General features: G+C 46.0%; 19 protein-coding genes and 1 riboswitch. Of the genes, 14 read left to right on the forward strand and 5 right to left on the reverse strand.

Features of this window, described 5'->3' with window-relative positions; translation table 11 throughout:
• The first annotated feature begins 41 nt into the window (after positions 1-41).
• Both RIN81_RS08985 and menC read left to right on the forward strand, forming a co-directional pair.
• Complete coding sequence (locus tag RIN81_RS08985; RefSeq protein WP_309089852.1) at positions 42-1,481, forward strand: o-succinylbenzoate--CoA ligase; 1,440 nt, start codon at positions 42-44, stop codon at positions 1,479-1,481.
• Entirely contained in the window at positions 1,471-2,571 is a 1,101-nt protein-coding gene (gene menC, locus RIN81_RS08990; protein WP_309089435.1) for an o-succinylbenzoate synthase, read from the forward strand. Before RIN81_RS08985 ends, menC begins: the two co-directional genes overlap by 11 nt.
• Before the next feature lies 1 nt (position 2,572).
• Here the strand turns inward: menC and yidD are convergent, their stop codons facing one another.
• Positions 2,573-2,809 (reverse strand): membrane protein insertion efficiency factor YidD, encoded by a 237-nt coding sequence (yidD, locus tag RIN81_RS08995; protein ID WP_251269714.1) that lies wholly within the window; start codon positions 2,807-2,809, stop codon positions 2,573-2,575.
• Positions 2,806-2,952, reverse strand: coding sequence for a YtzI protein (gene ytzI, locus RIN81_RS09000; protein WP_309089854.1), 147 nt, complete (start codon positions 2,950-2,952; stop codon positions 2,806-2,808). The genes yidD and ytzI overlap by 4 nt, the downstream gene beginning before the upstream one ends.
• 118 nt (positions 2,953-3,070) lie before the next feature.
• On the opposite strand from ytzI, the gene RIN81_RS09005 reads away from it, so the two are divergent.
• On the forward strand, positions 3,071-3,511 hold the full coding sequence (locus RIN81_RS09005; protein WP_309089438.1) for a Dps family protein: 441 nt from the start codon (positions 3,071-3,073) through the stop codon (positions 3,509-3,511).
• Between the two features lie 90 nt (positions 3,512-3,601).
• On the opposite strand, the gene RIN81_RS09010 is transcribed toward RIN81_RS09005, so the two are convergent.
• Positions 3,602-3,844, reverse strand: a complete 243-nt coding sequence (locus RIN81_RS09010) for a DUF6154 family protein (RefSeq protein WP_242233195.1) — start codon at positions 3,842-3,844, stop codon at positions 3,602-3,604.
• A gap of 121 nt (positions 3,845-3,965) precedes the next feature.
• Between RIN81_RS09010 and RIN81_RS09015 the strand changes: the two genes are divergently transcribed.
• The 4 genes from RIN81_RS09015 to RIN81_RS09030 are packed head-to-tail and all read left to right on the forward strand — an operon-like array spanning position 3,966 to position 5,778.
• Positions 3,966-4,274, forward strand: a complete 309-nt coding sequence (locus RIN81_RS09015; protein WP_309089441.1) for a hydrolase — start codon at positions 3,966-3,968, stop codon at positions 4,272-4,274.
• A gap of 34 nt (positions 4,275-4,308) precedes the next feature.
• Entirely contained in the window at positions 4,309-4,782 is a 474-nt protein-coding gene (gene ytkD, locus RIN81_RS09020; RefSeq protein ID WP_309089443.1) for an RNA deprotection pyrophosphohydrolase, read from the forward strand.
• Positions 4,782-5,531: an alpha/beta hydrolase family protein gene (locus tag RIN81_RS09025; RefSeq protein ID WP_242233198.1), complete on the forward strand. Its 750-nt coding sequence runs from the start codon at positions 4,782-4,784 to the stop codon at positions 5,529-5,531. Before ytkD ends, RIN81_RS09025 begins: the two co-directional genes overlap by 1 nt.
• A 4-nt stretch (positions 5,532-5,535) precedes the next feature.
• Positions 5,536-5,778 (forward strand): DUF2584 domain-containing protein, encoded by a 243-nt coding sequence (locus RIN81_RS09030; protein WP_242233199.1) that lies wholly within the window; start codon positions 5,536-5,538, stop codon positions 5,776-5,778.
• Between the two features lie 95 nt (positions 5,779-5,873).
• Here RIN81_RS09030 and pckA read toward each other — a convergent pair whose 3' ends face one another.
• Positions 5,874-7,460, reverse strand: coding sequence for a phosphoenolpyruvate carboxykinase (ATP) (pckA, locus tag RIN81_RS09035; RefSeq protein WP_309089856.1), 1,587 nt, complete (start codon positions 7,458-7,460; stop codon positions 5,874-5,876).
• Between the two features lie 271 nt (positions 7,461-7,731).
• A riboswitch (SAM riboswitch) is annotated at positions 7,732-7,840 on the forward strand.
• Between the two features lie 120 nt (positions 7,841-7,960).
• On the opposite strand from pckA, the gene metK reads away from it, so the two are divergent.
• The gene (gene metK / locus RIN81_RS09040; RefSeq protein WP_309089446.1) at positions 7,961-9,157 is read left to right on the forward strand and encodes a methionine adenosyltransferase; all 1,197 of its coding nucleotides are present in this window, start codon (positions 7,961-7,963) and stop codon (positions 9,155-9,157) included.
• 36 nt (positions 9,158-9,193) lie between these two features.
• Here metK and RIN81_RS09045 read toward each other — a convergent pair whose 3' ends face one another.
• The gene (locus RIN81_RS09045; RefSeq protein WP_309089448.1) at positions 9,194-9,706 is read right to left on the reverse strand and encodes a gamma carbonic anhydrase; all 513 of its coding nucleotides are present in this window, start codon (positions 9,704-9,706) and stop codon (positions 9,194-9,196) included.
• Positions 9,707-9,813: 107 nt separating this feature from the next.
• Here RIN81_RS09045 and RIN81_RS09050 point away from each other — a divergent pair, with 107 nt between their 5' ends.
• The 6 genes from RIN81_RS09050 (at position 9,814) to RIN81_RS09075 (ending at position 15,821) form a co-directional block, all read left to right on the forward strand.
• Positions 9,814-10,623, forward strand: coding sequence for an alpha/beta hydrolase (locus RIN81_RS09050; RefSeq protein ID WP_242233202.1), 810 nt, complete (start codon positions 9,814-9,816; stop codon positions 10,621-10,623).
• A 9-nt stretch (positions 10,624-10,632) separates the two neighbouring features.
• Positions 10,633-11,709 carry a tetraprenyl-beta-curcumene synthase family protein gene (locus tag RIN81_RS09055; protein WP_309089450.1) on the forward strand — a complete coding sequence of 359 codons (1,077 nt, stop codon included), beginning with the start codon at positions 10,633-10,635 and terminating at the stop codon, positions 11,707-11,709.
• 14 nt (positions 11,710-11,723) lie between these two features.
• Positions 11,724-12,731 (forward strand): LLM class flavin-dependent oxidoreductase, encoded by a 1,008-nt coding sequence (locus RIN81_RS09060; protein ID WP_309089452.1) that lies wholly within the window; start codon positions 11,724-11,726, stop codon positions 12,729-12,731.
• A gap of 99 nt (positions 12,732-12,830) precedes the next feature.
• The gene (locus RIN81_RS09065) at positions 12,831-13,778 is read left to right on the forward strand and encodes an iron-hydroxamate ABC transporter substrate-binding protein (RefSeq protein ID WP_309089455.1); all 948 of its coding nucleotides are present in this window, start codon (positions 12,831-12,833) and stop codon (positions 13,776-13,778) included.
• 13 nt (positions 13,779-13,791) lie between these two features.
• Positions 13,792-14,820 (forward strand): FecCD family ABC transporter permease, encoded by a 1,029-nt coding sequence (locus tag RIN81_RS09070; RefSeq protein WP_309089457.1) that lies wholly within the window; start codon positions 13,792-13,794, stop codon positions 14,818-14,820.
• Positions 14,817-15,821: a FecCD family ABC transporter permease gene (locus RIN81_RS09075; protein ID WP_309089459.1), complete on the forward strand. Its 1,005-nt coding sequence runs from the start codon at positions 14,817-14,819 to the stop codon at positions 15,819-15,821. Before RIN81_RS09070 ends, RIN81_RS09075 begins: the two co-directional genes overlap by 4 nt.
• Positions 15,822-15,845: the final 24 nt, after the last annotated feature.

Consider the following 15,845-nt stretch of genomic DNA (forward strand, 5'->3'; position numbering starts at 1 on the left):
TCCTATACCGGACACTCTTTTTTTAAATGGAAAGGATGATCATAATGAATATGCCAAACTGGCTTCAGCAGCGTGCTTTTTTAACTCCTGAGCGAACGGCTCTTGCTTTTTATGACGAAACATGGACCTTTTCACAATTGTTCGATAAAGCATCTGTGCTGGCAGATCAATTGAAGGCAGCGGGAATAAAAAAAGGCGACTATTGCGGTGTGCTGGCAGGAAATCGTCCGGACACAGTTTTTCTCATTCATGCTCTTCAGCAGATCGGCGCTGCAGCAGTAATGCTAAACAGCCGGCTGGCCGCAGAAGAACTGGCCTGGCAGCTTCAAGATGCCGATGCTGTGTGTCTGCTGTATGACGGGGAGCATCGGAATAAAGCTCATTCTGTGACAGCTATACGTTCTTTTTGTTTTACCTCATTCGAGAAAGCAGCGAAAGAAAACAAGCGTGAAATGTTTGCTTTAGAAGACATTTGCTCGCTTATGTATACATCTGGTACAACAGGACAGCCAAAAGGTGTTAAACAGACCTATGGCAATCATTATGCCAGCGCGACAGCTTCGGCTTTAAATCTTGGTCTTCACTCGGACGATGCCTGGCTTTGTGCGGTGCCTCTATTTCATATTTCAGGGTATTCTATTTTAATGAAAAGCGTGTTGTATGGGATGGAAGTGTGCCTCGTTGAAAAATTTGATCCGAACTATGTAAACGGATTGTTACAAGAAGGACGAGTGACCATGATTTCAGTTGTCACGGCCATGCTTTCTTCCATGCTGCATGCACTCGAGGGAGCGTACCATGCCCGGCTTCGCTGTGTTCTTCTTGGCGGAGGTCCTGCTCCTCTTTCCATATTGGAGACGTGCCAGGCAAAAGGGATCCCTGTTTACCAAACATACGGGATGACTGAGACTTCCTCTCAAATTGTAACGCTCGCACCAGAAGATGCTTTCCGGAAAATCGGTTCCGCCGGCAAGCCTTTGTTTCCATGTGCGATCCATATTGATGGAGAAGATGAGGGGGAAATTTGGGTCAGCGGCCCCAACGTGACGCCAGGCTACTTAAACCGCCCGGACGCGAACGAGCAGGCTTTTCAAAACGGCTGGTTTCGGACTGGAGATATTGGCCGGCTTGATGAAGAAGGATTTTTATATGTGCTGGACCGCCGTTCCGATTTAATTATTTCTGGCGGTGAAAATATTTACCCGGCCGAAATCGAGTCCGTCCTTACCGGTCATCCAGCTCTTTTAGAAGCCGGGGTGGCGGGTGTGCCGGATGAGAGATGGGGAAGTGTTCCCGCTGCTTTTTATGTGGCGCAATCTCCGGTTTCGAAAGTGGAATTGATGCATTTCTGTCAGGAAAAGCTCGCCCGTTTTAAAGTGCCGGCTTATTTTATTGAAGTAGAAGTCCTGCCAAGAAATGCGGCAAATAAATTGCTCCGACGTGAACTGGCGAGGCAGTGGAGTGAGCGTTATGAACATTAAGCGGCTCACGATGCATGTAGTAGAAATGCCGCTGAAAGCGCCGTTTTACACACATTTGGAAACGGTCACGAAGCGGGAAGCGATTATCATTGAGGTAGAAGACCGGGATGGGACAGTAGGCTGGGGAGAAGCGTCCGCTTTTTCTACGCCATGGTACACGGAAGAAACGGTGGCCACAGAGTGGCACATTATAAAGGACGTGCTGTTTCCGTTGCTGAAAGAGCATGATATTTCTCATCCGGCGGATGCATCGTCCCTTTTTTGGGCGGTACGGGGCAATCAGATGGCTAAAGCGGGTGTAGAATCAGCACTATGGGATTTGTACGCTAAAAAGCTGGATCAGCCGCTTTTTGGAGTGCTTGGCGGAACGCGCTCATCCATTTCGGCCGGAGCGGTTGCTTCAGGAAAAACAACGGACGACATGCTGGAACGCATACAAGCTCATGTGGAAGCTGGATATGGGCGCATTAAAGTAAAAATCAGCCAGGGCTCCGACATCGAAATGCTGACAGCGATTCGTAAAGCATACCCACACATTTCGCTGATGGCTGATGCCAATTCAGCCTACTCGCTGCAGAATATCGATCATTTAAAAACACTTGATACATATGGGCTGATGATGATTGAACAGCCGCTTGAAGCAGACGACATGTGGAACCATGCAAAGCTGCAGCGCCAGCTTAAGACACCGGTTTGTTTAGACGAAAGCATCCGTTCTTTCCACGATGCCAAGTGTGCGGTTGAAATGAAGGCCTGTCGGGTGATCAATGTAAAATTCAGCCGGGTAGGAGGAATATCGGAAGCAAAGCGCATTCATGATTACTGCATTCAACAGAATATCGATCTTTGGGCAGGCGGAATGATTGAATTTGGCATTTCGCGCGCACACAATGTGGCGCTTGCTTCGCTTCCAGGATTTACGATGCCAGGTGACATTGTCTCCACTGACTATTACTGGGAAGAAGATTTTATTGAGCCCAGCATTTTTGTTCAAAACGGCCGGATTCACTTGTCGCAGGAACCAGGCATTGGCTTCGGAGTCAGCCGGAAGCGAATAGAAAAGCAGCGAAAAGCGGTTCATTCCGCTTAATTCAATTTCTTTTTTTTAGCGGCCACTTTTCGGGCACATAATCTACGCCGCCAGGGTGAAATGGATGGCATTTTAAAATACGAATAACAGCAAGCAGTCCGCCTTTTAGGGCTCCATGCTTTTGAACGGCTTCGTACCCATAATGGGAACAAGTCGGATAAAAGCGGCATGAAGGCGGCTTTAGCGGTGAAATTCCTTTTTGGTAAAAGCGGATCAAAAACAAGAATAGCTTTTTCATTTTTCCTCCTGTTTTTCATCTGCGGAGTTTTCTTTTGGCGGATCAATCGTGTGTTTGTAACGGTATCCTTTTTGAATGGTGAATAAGGAAAGAGCCAGTACAACGAGAACAACAAGCACAGAAACGATAAGGACCATCATCATATCCGACAAGGAAATCCCTCCTTTTTTCATAGTGTATCACGTTTTTGTTTAGTTCTGTATAAGAGTGGTATACTAAAAAGGTCGAGATAAATTTGAAAATGTTGGAGGAGATTCTTTTATGTCAGAACAGCTAATCAGCAGTGTAAACAAACAGGTTGCAAACTGGACGGTGCTTTATACAAAGCTTCATAACTATCATTGGTATGTAAAAGGACCTCAGTTCTTTACGCTGCATGCAAAATTTGAAGAGTTATACACTGAAGCAAGCGGGCATATTGATGAGCTGGCTGAGCGTCTTTTGGCGCTGGACGGAAAGCCGGTAGCAACGCTTCGTGAATCCCTTGAACTGGCAACGGTAAATGAAGCAGAAGGGCAGGAATCTGCGGAAGGAATGGTACAGTCAGTTGTCAATGACTTTACAACGCTGACTGGCGAATTAAAAGAGGCAATGGATTTAGCCGCTGAAGTAGGCGATGAAACAACAGGCGATATGCTTCTGGCGATCCACCAAAGCCTGGAGAAGCATGTTTGGATGCTTAAATCATTCCTAGGAAAATAATGAACAAGCCGAGCCGATAAGAGCTCGGTTTTTTTTATGAAAGGAAACAAAAAAACGGAGAGTGAGTATTCTCCGTTTTTTCTTTATGTATTAATGGAGCAGGCGGTTTCGGTCGGCAGGTATTTGATCCTGGTTGAATTTTTCTTTTAATCCTTCGTACAAATAAACGCGGAACAGCCAGGCAAGTTCTTCATTCGGCATTTCTCCAATGATGGACAGGATATCTGTCTCAGTCATTTCACCAAGAACGGTCAGCGTGATCATATCCAGGTCGTCTTCTGTTCCCTGCAGCCGGCCGCGATACAGTTCAAACAATTCATTTACAAATTTCATCGCTGTGCCTCCTTTTTAAGAATATATATATAGTTATACATGAAAACGCTATCATATTCCAACTTTTTTTATTGAATGAAGAAAAGAAAAAGCGCACATGCTGTAAAAAGGAGGGATTGATGTGGAAAAACAGCCTTACTATATTGCCATCGCGAATGGAGAGATTCAATCACAGCCGGATGTATCCCCATGGAATTTTCGTGTTTTTGCCAATGATAGGGAAATACAGTCACTGCGGGAGCTGTTAAACGGAATGAATCGGGAGGACTTTGGCTCGTTTTGGCGGGCGCACGTTCCTGCTATTCCGTATCATGAAGATCAAAACAATGACCGATATGACGACTATATGATGGCCGTATACGAAAAAATCTATGAACTTGGAGATGAAGACGCACGACAACATATAAAAAAGTGGAAAAATAACGTATAATAGAGAGAAAGCAAGCAGGGGTGAGGGATGCCGGTTGCACAGTTTTACCGATCAAAACAATTATCCTGTTACGATGGTGTTTAAAAAAGGAGCGTTTGGAAGGGTGCCGTCTCACGTTCTTGTTTTATGCCGATTCGAGCATTCTTGGCTTTTAACAAAACATAAAGTGCGAGGTCTTGAATGTCCGGGCGGAAAAAGAGAACCGGGTGAAACGCTTGAAGCAGCAGCCCAGAGGGAAGTGGCAGAAGAAACGGGGGCCGCGATATCCGGTTTGCACTTCATAGGTGAGTATTACGTTCATGCACCAGAACAGCCGTTTTTAAAAGCGGTTTTTTTTGCGCACGTAACGGATATAAAAAAGAAACAAGATTATTTAGAAACAGACGGTCCATATATAGAAAGGGATGATTTGCTCGAAGCGCGCTTTAGAGCTCATTATTCCTTTTTAATGAAAGATGAAATGATTCCGCTCGCGTTATCAGAAGTAAGAAGAAAGGGGCTGGTCTAATGGAGTGCATACCGTACCCATCGCCAAATCCACATGTACGTCTTTTCCTGGTTCATTATAAGTCTGCGGGTCTTTTAGTGAAAGGCTTTTTAGCGGAGCCGGCTGACCAGGAATCGTACGAAGGTTTTTTATACTTGCGAGGCGGTATTAAAGGCATTGGCATGGTGCGGCCGTCAAGAGTCGCCGAATTCGCTGCAGAGGGATTTATTGTCTTCGCACCGTTTTACAGAGGCAATCGCGGCGGAGAAGGAAATGAAGACTTCGCAGGAGAAGACCGCGAAGATGCCTTTAGCGCTTTTGACCTTTTAAGAAATCATCCGCGTGTAAAAAATGGCCGGATTCATGTGTTTGGCTTTTCACGTGGCGGCATCATGGCTCTTTGGACAGCCATCCACCGGCCGGTGTCTTCACTTGTTACATGGGGCGGCGTATCCGACATGAAACTTACGTATGAAGAAAGAAAGGATATGCGCCGAATGATGAAACGTGTGATCGGCGGAACGCCCCAAAAAGTGCCGGAGGCGTACGACTGGCGGACACCCCTAGAAGAAGCCGGACAGATCACAGCGCCCGTGCTGATTATTCACGGCCGCAGTGACAAGAATGTATCGGTAGAGCATGCTTATAGGCTGAAGGAAGCTGTGCCGCATGCAGACACGATGTATTTGGATAAATATGATCATTACATACCACCTGCAGTAAACCGTCAGATTGTCGGTTACATTGCAAAATGGATAAAGGGGGACTAAAATCATGGGAATGCCTATGGAACTAAATACGATGATTGTCACAAAAGGAAATGAAGTACGGGAGGAAGAAAATCGTTTTGTTCTTCAAAAAGACGGCTACCGGCTGTATCCAATTGATATTCCAATTGCCGTGTTTAAAACAAAGGACAGCGAACAAAGCGGTACTGCCCTCATAAAAAAAGTAGAATGGCAACAGGAGAAAACGACCATTACGTATACGCTCGTTTCTTTGAAATCAACGAATTAAAAATGAAAGCCCAAGAGACAGTCCCTCGGGCTTTAAGAGTGTCGACGAAAAGTAAGAAAGCCCGAAGGATTGATCCTTCGGGCTTTTTGTATGGGTTAAAGAAGCGGACCGCCTTTTTGGGCAATTTCATCTGCTACACCGCTGAATTTTTTGAAGTTTTCCCGGAACTTTGCTGCTAATTCCTGCGCTTTTTGCATAAAGGCTTTTTCATCCGCCCATGCCTTGCGCGGAATCAAAACATCATCCGGCACACCTGGAACATGAAGCGGAATTTCCAGGCCAAAAACTTTTGTTTTATAGGTTGGTGTGTGCGCCAATTCGCCTTCTAGAGCAGCTTGAATCATTGCACGTGTGTAGGAAAGCTTCATTCGTTCGCCAGTTCCATACTCGCCGCCTGTCCAGCCTGTGTTCACGAGGAAAACTTGCACATTTTGCTCATCGATTTTTTTGCCGAGCATTTCTGCATAAACCGTTGCATGCAACGGCAGGAACGGTGACCCAAAGCAAGTAGAGAACGTTGCCTGAGGGCTTGTAATACCGCGTTCTGTGCCAGCAAGTTTAGACGTATATCCGCTTAAAAAGTGGTACATTGCTTGTTCTTTCGACAGTTTGCTGATTGGAGGCAGCACACCAAACGCATCTGCAGTCAGGAAAATAATCGTATTCGGATGGCCGGCAACGCTCGGGTCTACAATATTATCAATGGCTTGAAGCGGGTAAGCGGCCCGTGTATTTTCGGTTAATGTGTTATCGTCGTAATCCGGCTCCCGTGTTTTAGAATCAAGAACAACATTTTCAAGAACAGAACCAAAACGAATCGCATCAAAAATTTGCGGTTCTTTTTCGCGTGTCAGGCCAATTGTCTTTGCATAGCAGCCGCCTTCAATATTGAACACTCCGTTGGCGGACCATCCATGTTCATCATCACCAATCAAACGGCGGTTTGGATCAGCGGAAAGCGTCGTTTTTCCAGTACCCGAAAGACCAAAGAACAGGGCTACATCTCCTTCGTAGCCGACGTTTGCTGAGCAATGCATTGGCAGGACATTATTTTGCGGCAGAAGGTAGTTCATCACAGAAAAAATGGATTTTTTCATTTCACCGGCATATTCTGTGCCGCCAATAAGAATAACACGCTGTTCAAAGGAAACAATAATAAATGTTTCAGAGTTTGTGCCATCTGTAAGAGGATCCGCCTGGAAAGAAGGCGCTGACAAAATAGTGAAGCCTGCGTCATGTGTTCTAAGCTCTTCTTCTGTTGGACGAATGAACAATTGGTGCGCGAATAGGTTATGCCAGGCATATTCATTTATAACCTGAATCGGAAGGCGGTGTTTTTGATCCGCGCCGGCAAAGCCTTTGAAAAGAAACAGTTCTTCTTTTTCTTTTAAATGAGAAACCACTTTTTCATACAAGCGGTTAAATGCTTCTTCAGAAATCGGCTGGTTGACTGAACCCCAGTCTATGCTGTTTTCAACAGATGCTTCCCGGACAGTAAACTTGTCTTTTGGAGAGCGGCCTGTATATTTGCCTGTTTCGGCGCGAACAGCACCGGACGCGGTTAAAACACCTTCGCCGCGCTGAAGTACCTTTTCTACAAGAACCGGTACAGAAGGCTGAACGAGAATATTGGAGCCTTTGAGCAGCTCAGTTAATTCGCTGGAAACAGTTAAAGAGTTCATCATGTACAACCATCCTTTATTTGAGTTTTAATATGTTTGATTAACTTGAAATTAGTATAACACATTGAAACGAATAGTCTATACTATTGGATGAAATTTTTCGTATATTTTTATATTTTTTGGTCCATGCTAGTAAATATGTGAATTTAATTAAATAGGAAGAAAAGCAGGATACACAAAAAAAAGCACCTTTAAAAATTGTTTGCTTTTTGAAAGAGAAACGGGTTGACACGAAGCGCGATATTTCGTAACATTGACACTTGAACGGATACTCTTATCCTGAGTTGGTGGAGGGACAGGCCCTGTGAAACCCAGCAACCTGCCGTACTTTACGGACAAGGTGCTAAACCTGAGCAAGGATCAGCCTTGGACGATAAGAGTGAAAGGCCCGAGTGAAAACAACCTTTCCTCTCTCAATGCCGGGAGAGTTTTTTTATTTTCTGGATCACCTGAGGGAAATGAGTACCGTACACACACTGATTTTAAGGAGGAATTTTTTCATGACAAAACAGCGCCGTCTGTTTACATCAGAGTCCGTAACGGAAGGACATCCGGACAAAATCTGTGATCAGATTTCCGATGCGATTCTTGATGCCATTCTTGACAAAGATCCGAATGCCCGCGTGGCAGCGGAAACATCTGTAACAACTGGACTTGTTCTGGTTGCAGGGGAAATTACCACTTCTTCTTATGTGGATATTCCAAAAATTGTTCGTGAAACGGTAAAAGAAATCGGGTATGTTCGTGCAAAATACGGATTTGACTCTGAAACAGCAGGGGTTTTAACATCTATCGATGAACAGTCACCTGATATTGCAGCAGGGGTTAACGTAGCTCTTGAAGCGCGTGAAGGCCAAATGACGGATAAAGAGCTTGATGAAATCGGTGCCGGAGACCAGGGCTTAATGTTCGGTTTTGCGTGTAACGAAACAGAAGAGCTTATGCCGCTTCCAATCTCACTTGCTCATAAATTGGCACGCCGTTTAACAGAGGTGCGCAAAAACGAGACACTTGATTACCTTCGTCCAGATGGTAAAACGCAAGTAACAGTTGAGTACGATGAAAACGGTAAACCTGTGCGTGTTGATACAATCGTTATTTCTACGCAGCATCATCCAGAAGTAACACTTGAGCAAATTCAAAAAGAAATTCGCGAACAAGTGATTAATGAAGTGGTTCCAGCCGAATTAATCGACGCGGAAACAAAATTCTTTATTAACCCAACAGGCCGTTTCGTTATCGGCGGACCTCAAGGGGATGCAGGCTTAACAGGCCGTAAAATCATTGTGGATACGTACGGTGGATATGCACGTCACGGCGGCGGCGCATTCTCTGGTAAAGATCCAACAAAAGTTGACCGCTCTGCCGCTTATGCAGCACGCTATGTAGCGAAAAACATCGTAGCAGCTGGCCTTGCGGACAAATGTGAAGTACAGCTTGCTTATGCAATCGGTGTAGCACATCCGGTATCCATTTCAGTTGATACATTCGGAACCGGAACAGTAGCAGAAGAAACGCTTGTTGACGTAATCCGTCAAAACTTCGATCTTCGTCCAGCAGGCATTATTAAAATGCTGGATCTTCGCCGTCCGATTTACCGTCAGACAGCAGCTTATGGCCACTTTGGCCGCACGGATGTAGATCTTCCGTGGGAACGTACAGATAAAGCAGAAGCATTGAAAGCAGCTGCGAAGTAATAAAAAACCATGCCCAAATACTTGGGCATGGTTTTTTTATGCTTGAATAGATTTATAATACTGGCCTTTTTCAGCGTATTCACGCACGATACGTTCCATGTCTTTGCGGTCTTCTTCATTTACATTTCGCACTACTTTAGCAGGCCGTCCGAAGGCCATTGTATTTGGAGGAATCACCTTACCCGGCGGTACAAGGCTGCCCGCGCCGATAAATGCACCTTCGCCGATTTCGGCATTGTCTAAAATAATGGATCCCATGCCGATCAGGGCGCCTTTTCGAATTTTACAGCTATGTAAGATCACTTGGTGGCCAACTGTCACTTCATCTTCAATAACGAGCGGGTTGTTTGGACTTTGGTGAAGAACGGAATTGTCCTGGATATTCACTTTATTGCCAATGATCGTCGGTGCAACATCTCCGCGTATAACGGTGTTATACCAAACAGTGGATTGTTCGCCGATGATGACATCTCCTGTAATCGTTGCATAGTCCGCAACGAAAGCGGATTCAGCAATAACCGGCTGTTTATCTTTGTACGGATAAATCATGGTTAGGTCCCCTTTCTTTTTGTCTGTTATACCGTTTTATTTTATCGAACAGCAAAAGATTTGTATAATAGAAAAAACGGTTGTCGTTTTTTGAAGGAGAGAGCACTATGTGGAAATGGGAATGTGAAGAAAAGCCAAAAGGCGTGATTGTGATGGTGCATGGTGCCCTTGAACACCATGGCCGGTACGGCTGGCTTATTGAAATGTGGCGGCAAAATGGGTTTCATGTTGTCATGGGAGATCTGCCTGGACAGGGAATGACTTCACGTGCAAAACGCGGCCACATTTCATCTTTTAAAGAATATACGAATGAATTATCGGATTGGGTGCAGGCAGCGTATCAATTTAACGTTCCTGTGTTTTTGCTGGGCCACAGTATGGGCGCGCTTGTGATTACCCGCTATTTACAGGAGGAAAAGCCAGAGATCGCTGGGGTCATTATGTCGTCTCCTCTATTTAAAATGAAACATGTGCCGCCTAAGCATTTAAATGTGCTTACACACGGCTTAAATTCAATGACCCCGTCCTTGAAATTTGATTCAGGCATTACGTCTGAAATGGCGACCCGGAACGAAGAAATTTGGGCTTTTGATGCTGAAGACTCTTTGTTTGTCCGGAAAGTATCGGTTCGGTGGTACAGAGAAATTGTGCAGGCCATCAAAATCGCCACAGCTGGACCGGGAGAAGTGCCTGATATTCCCCACTTGATTATGCAGGCGGGAGAAGACCGCATCACCGACGGAAGTACAGCCCGTTCATTTGCCAAAAAGCTGGAGCTGTCCGAGCTGCAATATAAGGAATGGCCGGGCCTTTATCATGAAATTTTTAACGAACCAGAGCGGGAAGATGTATTTCAATATGCGCTCGATTTTGTCCACAACCGATTGCGGTCGCTCGGTTTTATTATGGAAAAGTGAGGTAAGAACATGACAGTCCCTACGAATTCGCTCCTGTTAATGCGAAAAATATATAAAACCATTTTCCCTGCTGTGAAAACAGAATGGAGTAAATGGAAGGCATTGGCGGAACAAATACCCAATCCGGAACTGCGCAAGCAGGCAATGGACGTGTATGAGAAAAAATACTTTCACTGCGAAGCAGGTGGTGTGATTTCAATGCTGGCCGGTAATAGCCAAAAAGAAGCGATCTCTTTTATTGTACCTTATCAATTAATTTGTGATTATCTCGATAATTTATGCGACCAGACTACATCATTTGATCCGAATGATTTCGCGGCGCTTCATGAAGCGCTGCGTGACTGTTTTTTCCCCGGCCAGCCTAAAAGTGATTATTATCGATTTCGTGAAACAAAGAATGATGGCGGCTATTTAGATGCATTGGTTGATGGCTGCCGCCAGGTGGTGGAAGAAACACCTTCCTTTGCAGCGGCAAAACCGCATGTGCTGGATTTAAGCCGTTATTACAGCGAACTGCAAATTCATAAGCATGTTCGCGAAGAAGAGCGGGAAGAGCGCTTGATCCGCTGGTTTGAGAGTTACAAAGCGGATTTACCGGAAATGGAATGGTATGAGTTTGCCGCATGCACGGGTTCGACAGTCGGTGTATACTGCTTAATGTCTTGTGCGATGCAGCCGGCGTTTACACCTACATACGCCAAAATGGTGCGTGACTGCTATTTCCCATATGGGCAGGGAATTCACATTTTGCTCGACTATTTTATTGACCAGGAAGAAGATATGGAAGATGGCGAGTTAAATTTCTGTACATACTACAACAGCGAAACAGAAATGATGGAACGATTTCTTCACTTTTTGCGCCATGCAAAGAAAGGAACCGAACGGCTGCCGCACGCTAGGTTTCACTCATTTTTAATTGAGGGCATTGTGGCTGTTTACTTATCGGAAGAAAAAGCGGCTGGCAAAAAAAGCGTGCGTGGACATTGCCGCAAGCTTGTCCATACGGCTGGAGCGGCCAGTATTTTCTTTTACTGGAATGGCCGAACTTACAAAACATACCGGAAAATGCGCCAGGCCGGCCGGTAAAAGGAGAGGGGCATATGAAGCTTAGTATATTGGATCAGTCTCCCTTGTCGGAAGGACAAAGCCCTATGAAAGCTCTTCAGGAAACGGTAGAGCTGGCTCAATGGGCGGAAAAACTTGGATATGAACGGTTTTGGGTATCTGAGCATCATGATGCAGATACACTCGCCGGCTCTTCGCCAGAAGTGCTGCTCGGCCATTTGGCAGCAAAAACAAACAGCATTCGGCTTGGCTCAGGCGGTGTGATGCTGACACACTACAGTGCTTATAAAGTTGCTGAAAATTTTAAAGTACTGTCTGCGCTTGCTCCGGAGCGAATCGATCTAGGTGTAGGGCGGGCACCAGGCGGTATGCCGAGGGCCTCGTTCGCCCTGTCGAATGGCCGGAAGCGGGAAAAAGACCGCTTTCCGGAACAAATTGATGATGTGCTCGCTTATTTATATGATCAGCCCGTTCCCCATGCGTATTCTGGTGTCAGGGCAACTCCTGCTCTTGAAGTACCGCCTGATGTGTGGCTGCTTGGTTCAAGCCCGTCCAGCGCAGCGCTCGCTGCCCAAAAAGGGCTGCCGTATGTATTTGCTAAATTTATTAATGGCGACGGGGGGCCCGATGAGCTGGCTGAGTACCGGCGCACCTTTCAGCCGTCTCCTCATTTAAAGGAGCCAAAATCCGCTGTGGCCGTTTTTCTTGTATGTGCAGAGACAGATGAGGAAGCCGATTTTCTTGCGGGAAGCCTTGATCTGTCCCTGATGATGACCGGGCAGGGGATTCGATCAACCGGCACACCTTCACCGGAAAAAGCAGCGGCTTACTCATATGGGAAGTTTGAGCGGATGCATGTTGAAGAAAACCGAAAGCGTATGGTTGTAGGAGGACCGGACACTGTTCGAACGCAGCTGGAGGAATTAGCGGAAAAATGCGGTACGGATGAAATCATGGCTGTGACGATCTTGTTTGATTTTGAAAAAAAGAAACGCTCCTTTCAATTACTTGCTGAGGCAGTGGGTAATAAAAAGCTCCTTTAAAAGGAGCTTTTTTAAAAAATAACGTTGACAATGAGAATCATTTTCGATAAGATTTACCTAGTTAATGATAATCATTTTCACTTAGAAAGGACGAACAACATGAAGCGCAAATTATTTTCAGTTTTACCGCTGCTTATGATCATAAGTGCTCTTTTCCTAGCCGCGTGTTCTCAGGAGAAAGAAGAAAGCGGGCAGGAAAAAGAATCAAATACAAAAGCAGAAACACGTACATATGCATCGGAAGAAGGTGACATTGAGATTCCGGCCAATCCAGAGCGGGTAGCTGTCATGGCTGCTACGTATCCAGGAAATTTCCTGGAGCTTGGTGTAACACCTGTTGCGATTACAGACTGGTCTGCTAAAAGCAAGTTTTTAGGTGATAAGCTAAAAGATGCAAAAGTAGTAGCACCAGATGATTATGAAACGTTGATTGGTTTAGAGCCGGATTTGATTATTACGTATACAGGAGACGAAAACATGGCGAAATACAAAGAAATTGCGCCAACAGTCGGACTGTCTTACGAGAAATACAATTATCTTGATCAGCATCTTGAAATCGGCAAAATTTTAGGCAAAGAAGAAGAAGCCCAAAAATGGGTAGATGAATGGAATGCAAAAGCAGAAGAAGCGAAGAAAAAGGTTCAAGAAGCGATTGGAACAGATGCCACAGCAACTGTAGTTGAAACATTCGGTAAAGACACGTATGTATACGGAAAAAACTGGGGCCGTGGAACAGAAGTCATCTATCAGGCTCTTGGCATGAAGGCCCCTGAAAAAGTGGAAGCGGAAGCATTTGGACCAGGCTATAAGGCCATCTCGGCTGAAGCGATTCCAGAATATGCAGGTGATTATATTTTCGTTGGAGAAGGTGCCAACGTATCATCTTCAACATTTATGGAAACAGACCTTTGGAAAAACATTCCGGCTGTGAAAGCAGGGAACGTGATCACATTCGACTCGGATTCTTTTTACTTCAATGATCCGATCTCAGTTGAAAAAGAACTTGACTTTATCGTAGACGCTTTAACGAAAAAAGCGGCGCAATAAAGGGAAGATCCGTATGAATCATACAAGAGAATTACAAGCAGGCTCCCGTCCAAAGACGGGAGTATTCGTTCTTTTAGCAGGATTTGCAGGTTTATTGATCAGTCTGGCGCTGTCCGTTTCGGTCGGGGCAGCAGAACTGACGCTGAAAACGGTTTGGGAAGCCATTTTTTCATTTGATCCAAGCCGTGAAGCAGATCAAATTATTATGGGCATCCGTCTGCCAAGGGAGATTGGAGCGGCGCTGACGGGAGCGGCATTTGGAACAGCAGGAGCTATTATGCAAGGGGTTACACGTAACCCGCTGGCGGAGCCGGGCCTGCTTGGCTTGAATACAGGTGCAAGTCTTGGCCTTGCCTGTATGCTGGCTTTTTTTTCTGCCAGCTCTTATACAATGGCTATTCTTTTTTCTTTTGCCGGTGCAGCTGTCGGAGCTGTTTTATTATTCGGCCTGGCTTCAATCAAAAAAGGCGGCTTCTCGCCGCTGCGCATTGTACTCGCAGGGGCGGCCATTTCTGCTCTGTTAACGGCACTTGGAGAAGGGGTCGCCCTTATGTTTCAGTTGTCACAGGATCTTGCTTTCTGGCAGGCCGGGGGTGTTTCCGGGACAAGCTGGCCTCAGCTTAAAGTGTTGGCTCCGATCGTTGGAATGGGTCTGCTGACCGCTATTCTGCTGTCGAGGTCGCTGACTATTTTAAGCTTTGGAGAGGAAATGGCTAAAGGTCTTGGACAGCGGACAACGCTTGTAAAAGTGATTTTAATTTTGATCGTGCTTATTCTCTCTGGGTCAGGCGTCTCTGTCGCGGGACCGATTATGTTTATTGGCTTAATGACTCCACATTTAGTCCGGGCGCTTGTCGGAACGGATTACCGGTGGATTATTCCGGGCTCAGCCCTTTTCGGAAGCATGATGCTTGTGCTGGCTGATACAGCAGCCCGTATGATTAACCCGCCATTTGAAACACCGGTCGGCGCGGTCATTTCTGTTGTCGGTGTGCCGTTTTTCCTTTATCTTATTCGCAAAAGGGGGCGGCTCACACAATGAATGATCATTTAAAGAAAAGAGCAAGATGCGTTTTCACCGTGTCAGCTGTACTTCTTGTTGTTTTATTTATAGCAAGTGCTGCGTCAGGAAAAGCGGCTGTTCCGCCGATGCGTCTTCTAGAAACGCTGCTCGGTAATGGGACACCCAGAGAAGAGCTTATTTTATACAGCTTCCGCCTGCCGCGCATGATGATTACGATGCTGGCCGGAGCGGCGCTGGCCGTCTCGGGCGCGATATTGCAAAGCATTTCCCGCAATCCGCTGGCTGATCCCGGTATTCTCGGCATTAACGCGGGAGCGGGCTTGATGGTCACCATTTACGCGTTGGTCTTTACGCCGCAGTCTTCTACATTTTTATATATGGTGCCGCTGTTCGCGTTTATTGGCGGCATGGTAACGGCACTCATCATCTCCGCAGTTTCCTATCATAAAACAGAAGGCCTTGATCCGATCCGTCTTGTGTTAGCAGGAGTCGGCATGGCGATGGCAATGGCGGGCATCATGCTGATCCTTGCTTCACAGTTTGACTCACGCGAATATGAATTTATCGCCGGCTGGCTTGCCGGCGATATATGGGGCAATGACTGGAACTTTGTAAAAGCATTGGTGCCATGGCTGGTTGTCTTGATTCCGGCCGTATTGTGGAAATCAAATGTATTGAATCTATTAAACTTAAATGAAGGCACTTCTGCGGGGCTTGGAGTAAGAGTAGGCAGGGAGCGGATTGTGCTGCTGCTCGTTTCTGTTGCACTTGCATCAGCAGCTGTGTCAGTGAGCGGCGGCATTGTGTTTATCGGCTTGATGGCTCCGCATATTGCAAGAGGATTAACAGGACCGCGTCATCAGCATTTTGTGCCGGTTGCGGCGGTTATCGGCGCACTGCTGCTTCTTGGAGCGGATACGATCGGCCGCCTGATGCCGTTTACAACCTCTGTACCAGCAGGGATTATTGTCACATTGATCGGCGCTCCATATTTTATGTATTTGATGGTTAAAAAGTAATCTCCTACACAGGAAGATATTTCA

The sequence above is a fragment of the Domibacillus sp. genome (assembly GCF_031181085.1).
GTDB lineage: Bacteria > Bacillota > Bacilli > Bacillales > Domibacillaceae > Domibacillus.

What these genes read in the sequence shown, in the direction of transcription:
- menC (WP_309089435.1), top strand. Translation starts at nt 1,471, where the DNA reads ATGAACATTAAGCGGCTCACGATGCATGTAGTAGAAATGCCGCTGAAA.
- yidD (WP_251269714.1), bottom strand. Translation starts at nt 2,809, where the DNA reads ATGAAAAAGCTATTCTTGTTTTTGATCCGCTTTTACCAAAAAGGAATT.
- ytzI (WP_309089854.1), bottom strand. Translation starts at nt 2,952, where the DNA reads ATGATGATGGTCCTTATCGTTTCTGTGCTTGTTGTTCTCGTTGTACTG.
- RIN81_RS09005 (WP_309089438.1), top strand. Translation starts at nt 3,071, where the DNA reads ATGTCAGAACAGCTAATCAGCAGTGTAAACAAACAGGTTGCAAACTGG.
- RIN81_RS09010 (WP_242233195.1), bottom strand. Translation starts at nt 3,844, where the DNA reads ATGAAATTTGTAAATGAATTGTTTGAACTGTATCGCGGCCGGCTGCAG.
- RIN81_RS09025 (WP_242233198.1), top strand. Translation starts at nt 4,782, where the DNA reads ATGGAGTGCATACCGTACCCATCGCCAAATCCACATGTACGTCTTTTC.
- RIN81_RS09030 (WP_242233199.1), top strand. Translation starts at nt 5,536, where the DNA reads ATGGGAATGCCTATGGAACTAAATACGATGATTGTCACAAAAGGAAAT.
- pckA (WP_309089856.1), bottom strand. Translation starts at nt 7,460, where the DNA reads ATGAACTCTTTAACTGTTTCCAGCGAATTAACTGAGCTGCTCAAAGGC.
- metK (WP_309089446.1), top strand. Translation starts at nt 7,961, where the DNA reads ATGACAAAACAGCGCCGTCTGTTTACATCAGAGTCCGTAACGGAAGGA.
- RIN81_RS09045 (WP_309089448.1), bottom strand. Translation starts at nt 9,706, where the DNA reads ATGATTTATCCGTACAAAGATAAACAGCCGGTTATTGCTGAATCCGCT.
- RIN81_RS09050 (WP_242233202.1), top strand. Translation starts at nt 9,814, where the DNA reads ATGTGGAAATGGGAATGTGAAGAAAAGCCAAAAGGCGTGATTGTGATG.
- RIN81_RS09055 (WP_309089450.1), top strand. Translation starts at nt 10,633, where the DNA reads ATGACAGTCCCTACGAATTCGCTCCTGTTAATGCGAAAAATATATAAA.
- RIN81_RS09060 (WP_309089452.1), top strand. Translation starts at nt 11,724, where the DNA reads ATGAAGCTTAGTATATTGGATCAGTCTCCCTTGTCGGAAGGACAAAGC.
- RIN81_RS09065 (WP_309089455.1), top strand. Translation starts at nt 12,831, where the DNA reads ATGAAGCGCAAATTATTTTCAGTTTTACCGCTGCTTATGATCATAAGT.
- RIN81_RS09070 (WP_309089457.1), top strand. Translation starts at nt 13,792, where the DNA reads ATGAATCATACAAGAGAATTACAAGCAGGCTCCCGTCCAAAGACGGGA.
- RIN81_RS09075 (WP_309089459.1), top strand. Translation starts at nt 14,817, where the DNA reads ATGAATGATCATTTAAAGAAAAGAGCAAGATGCGTTTTCACCGTGTCA.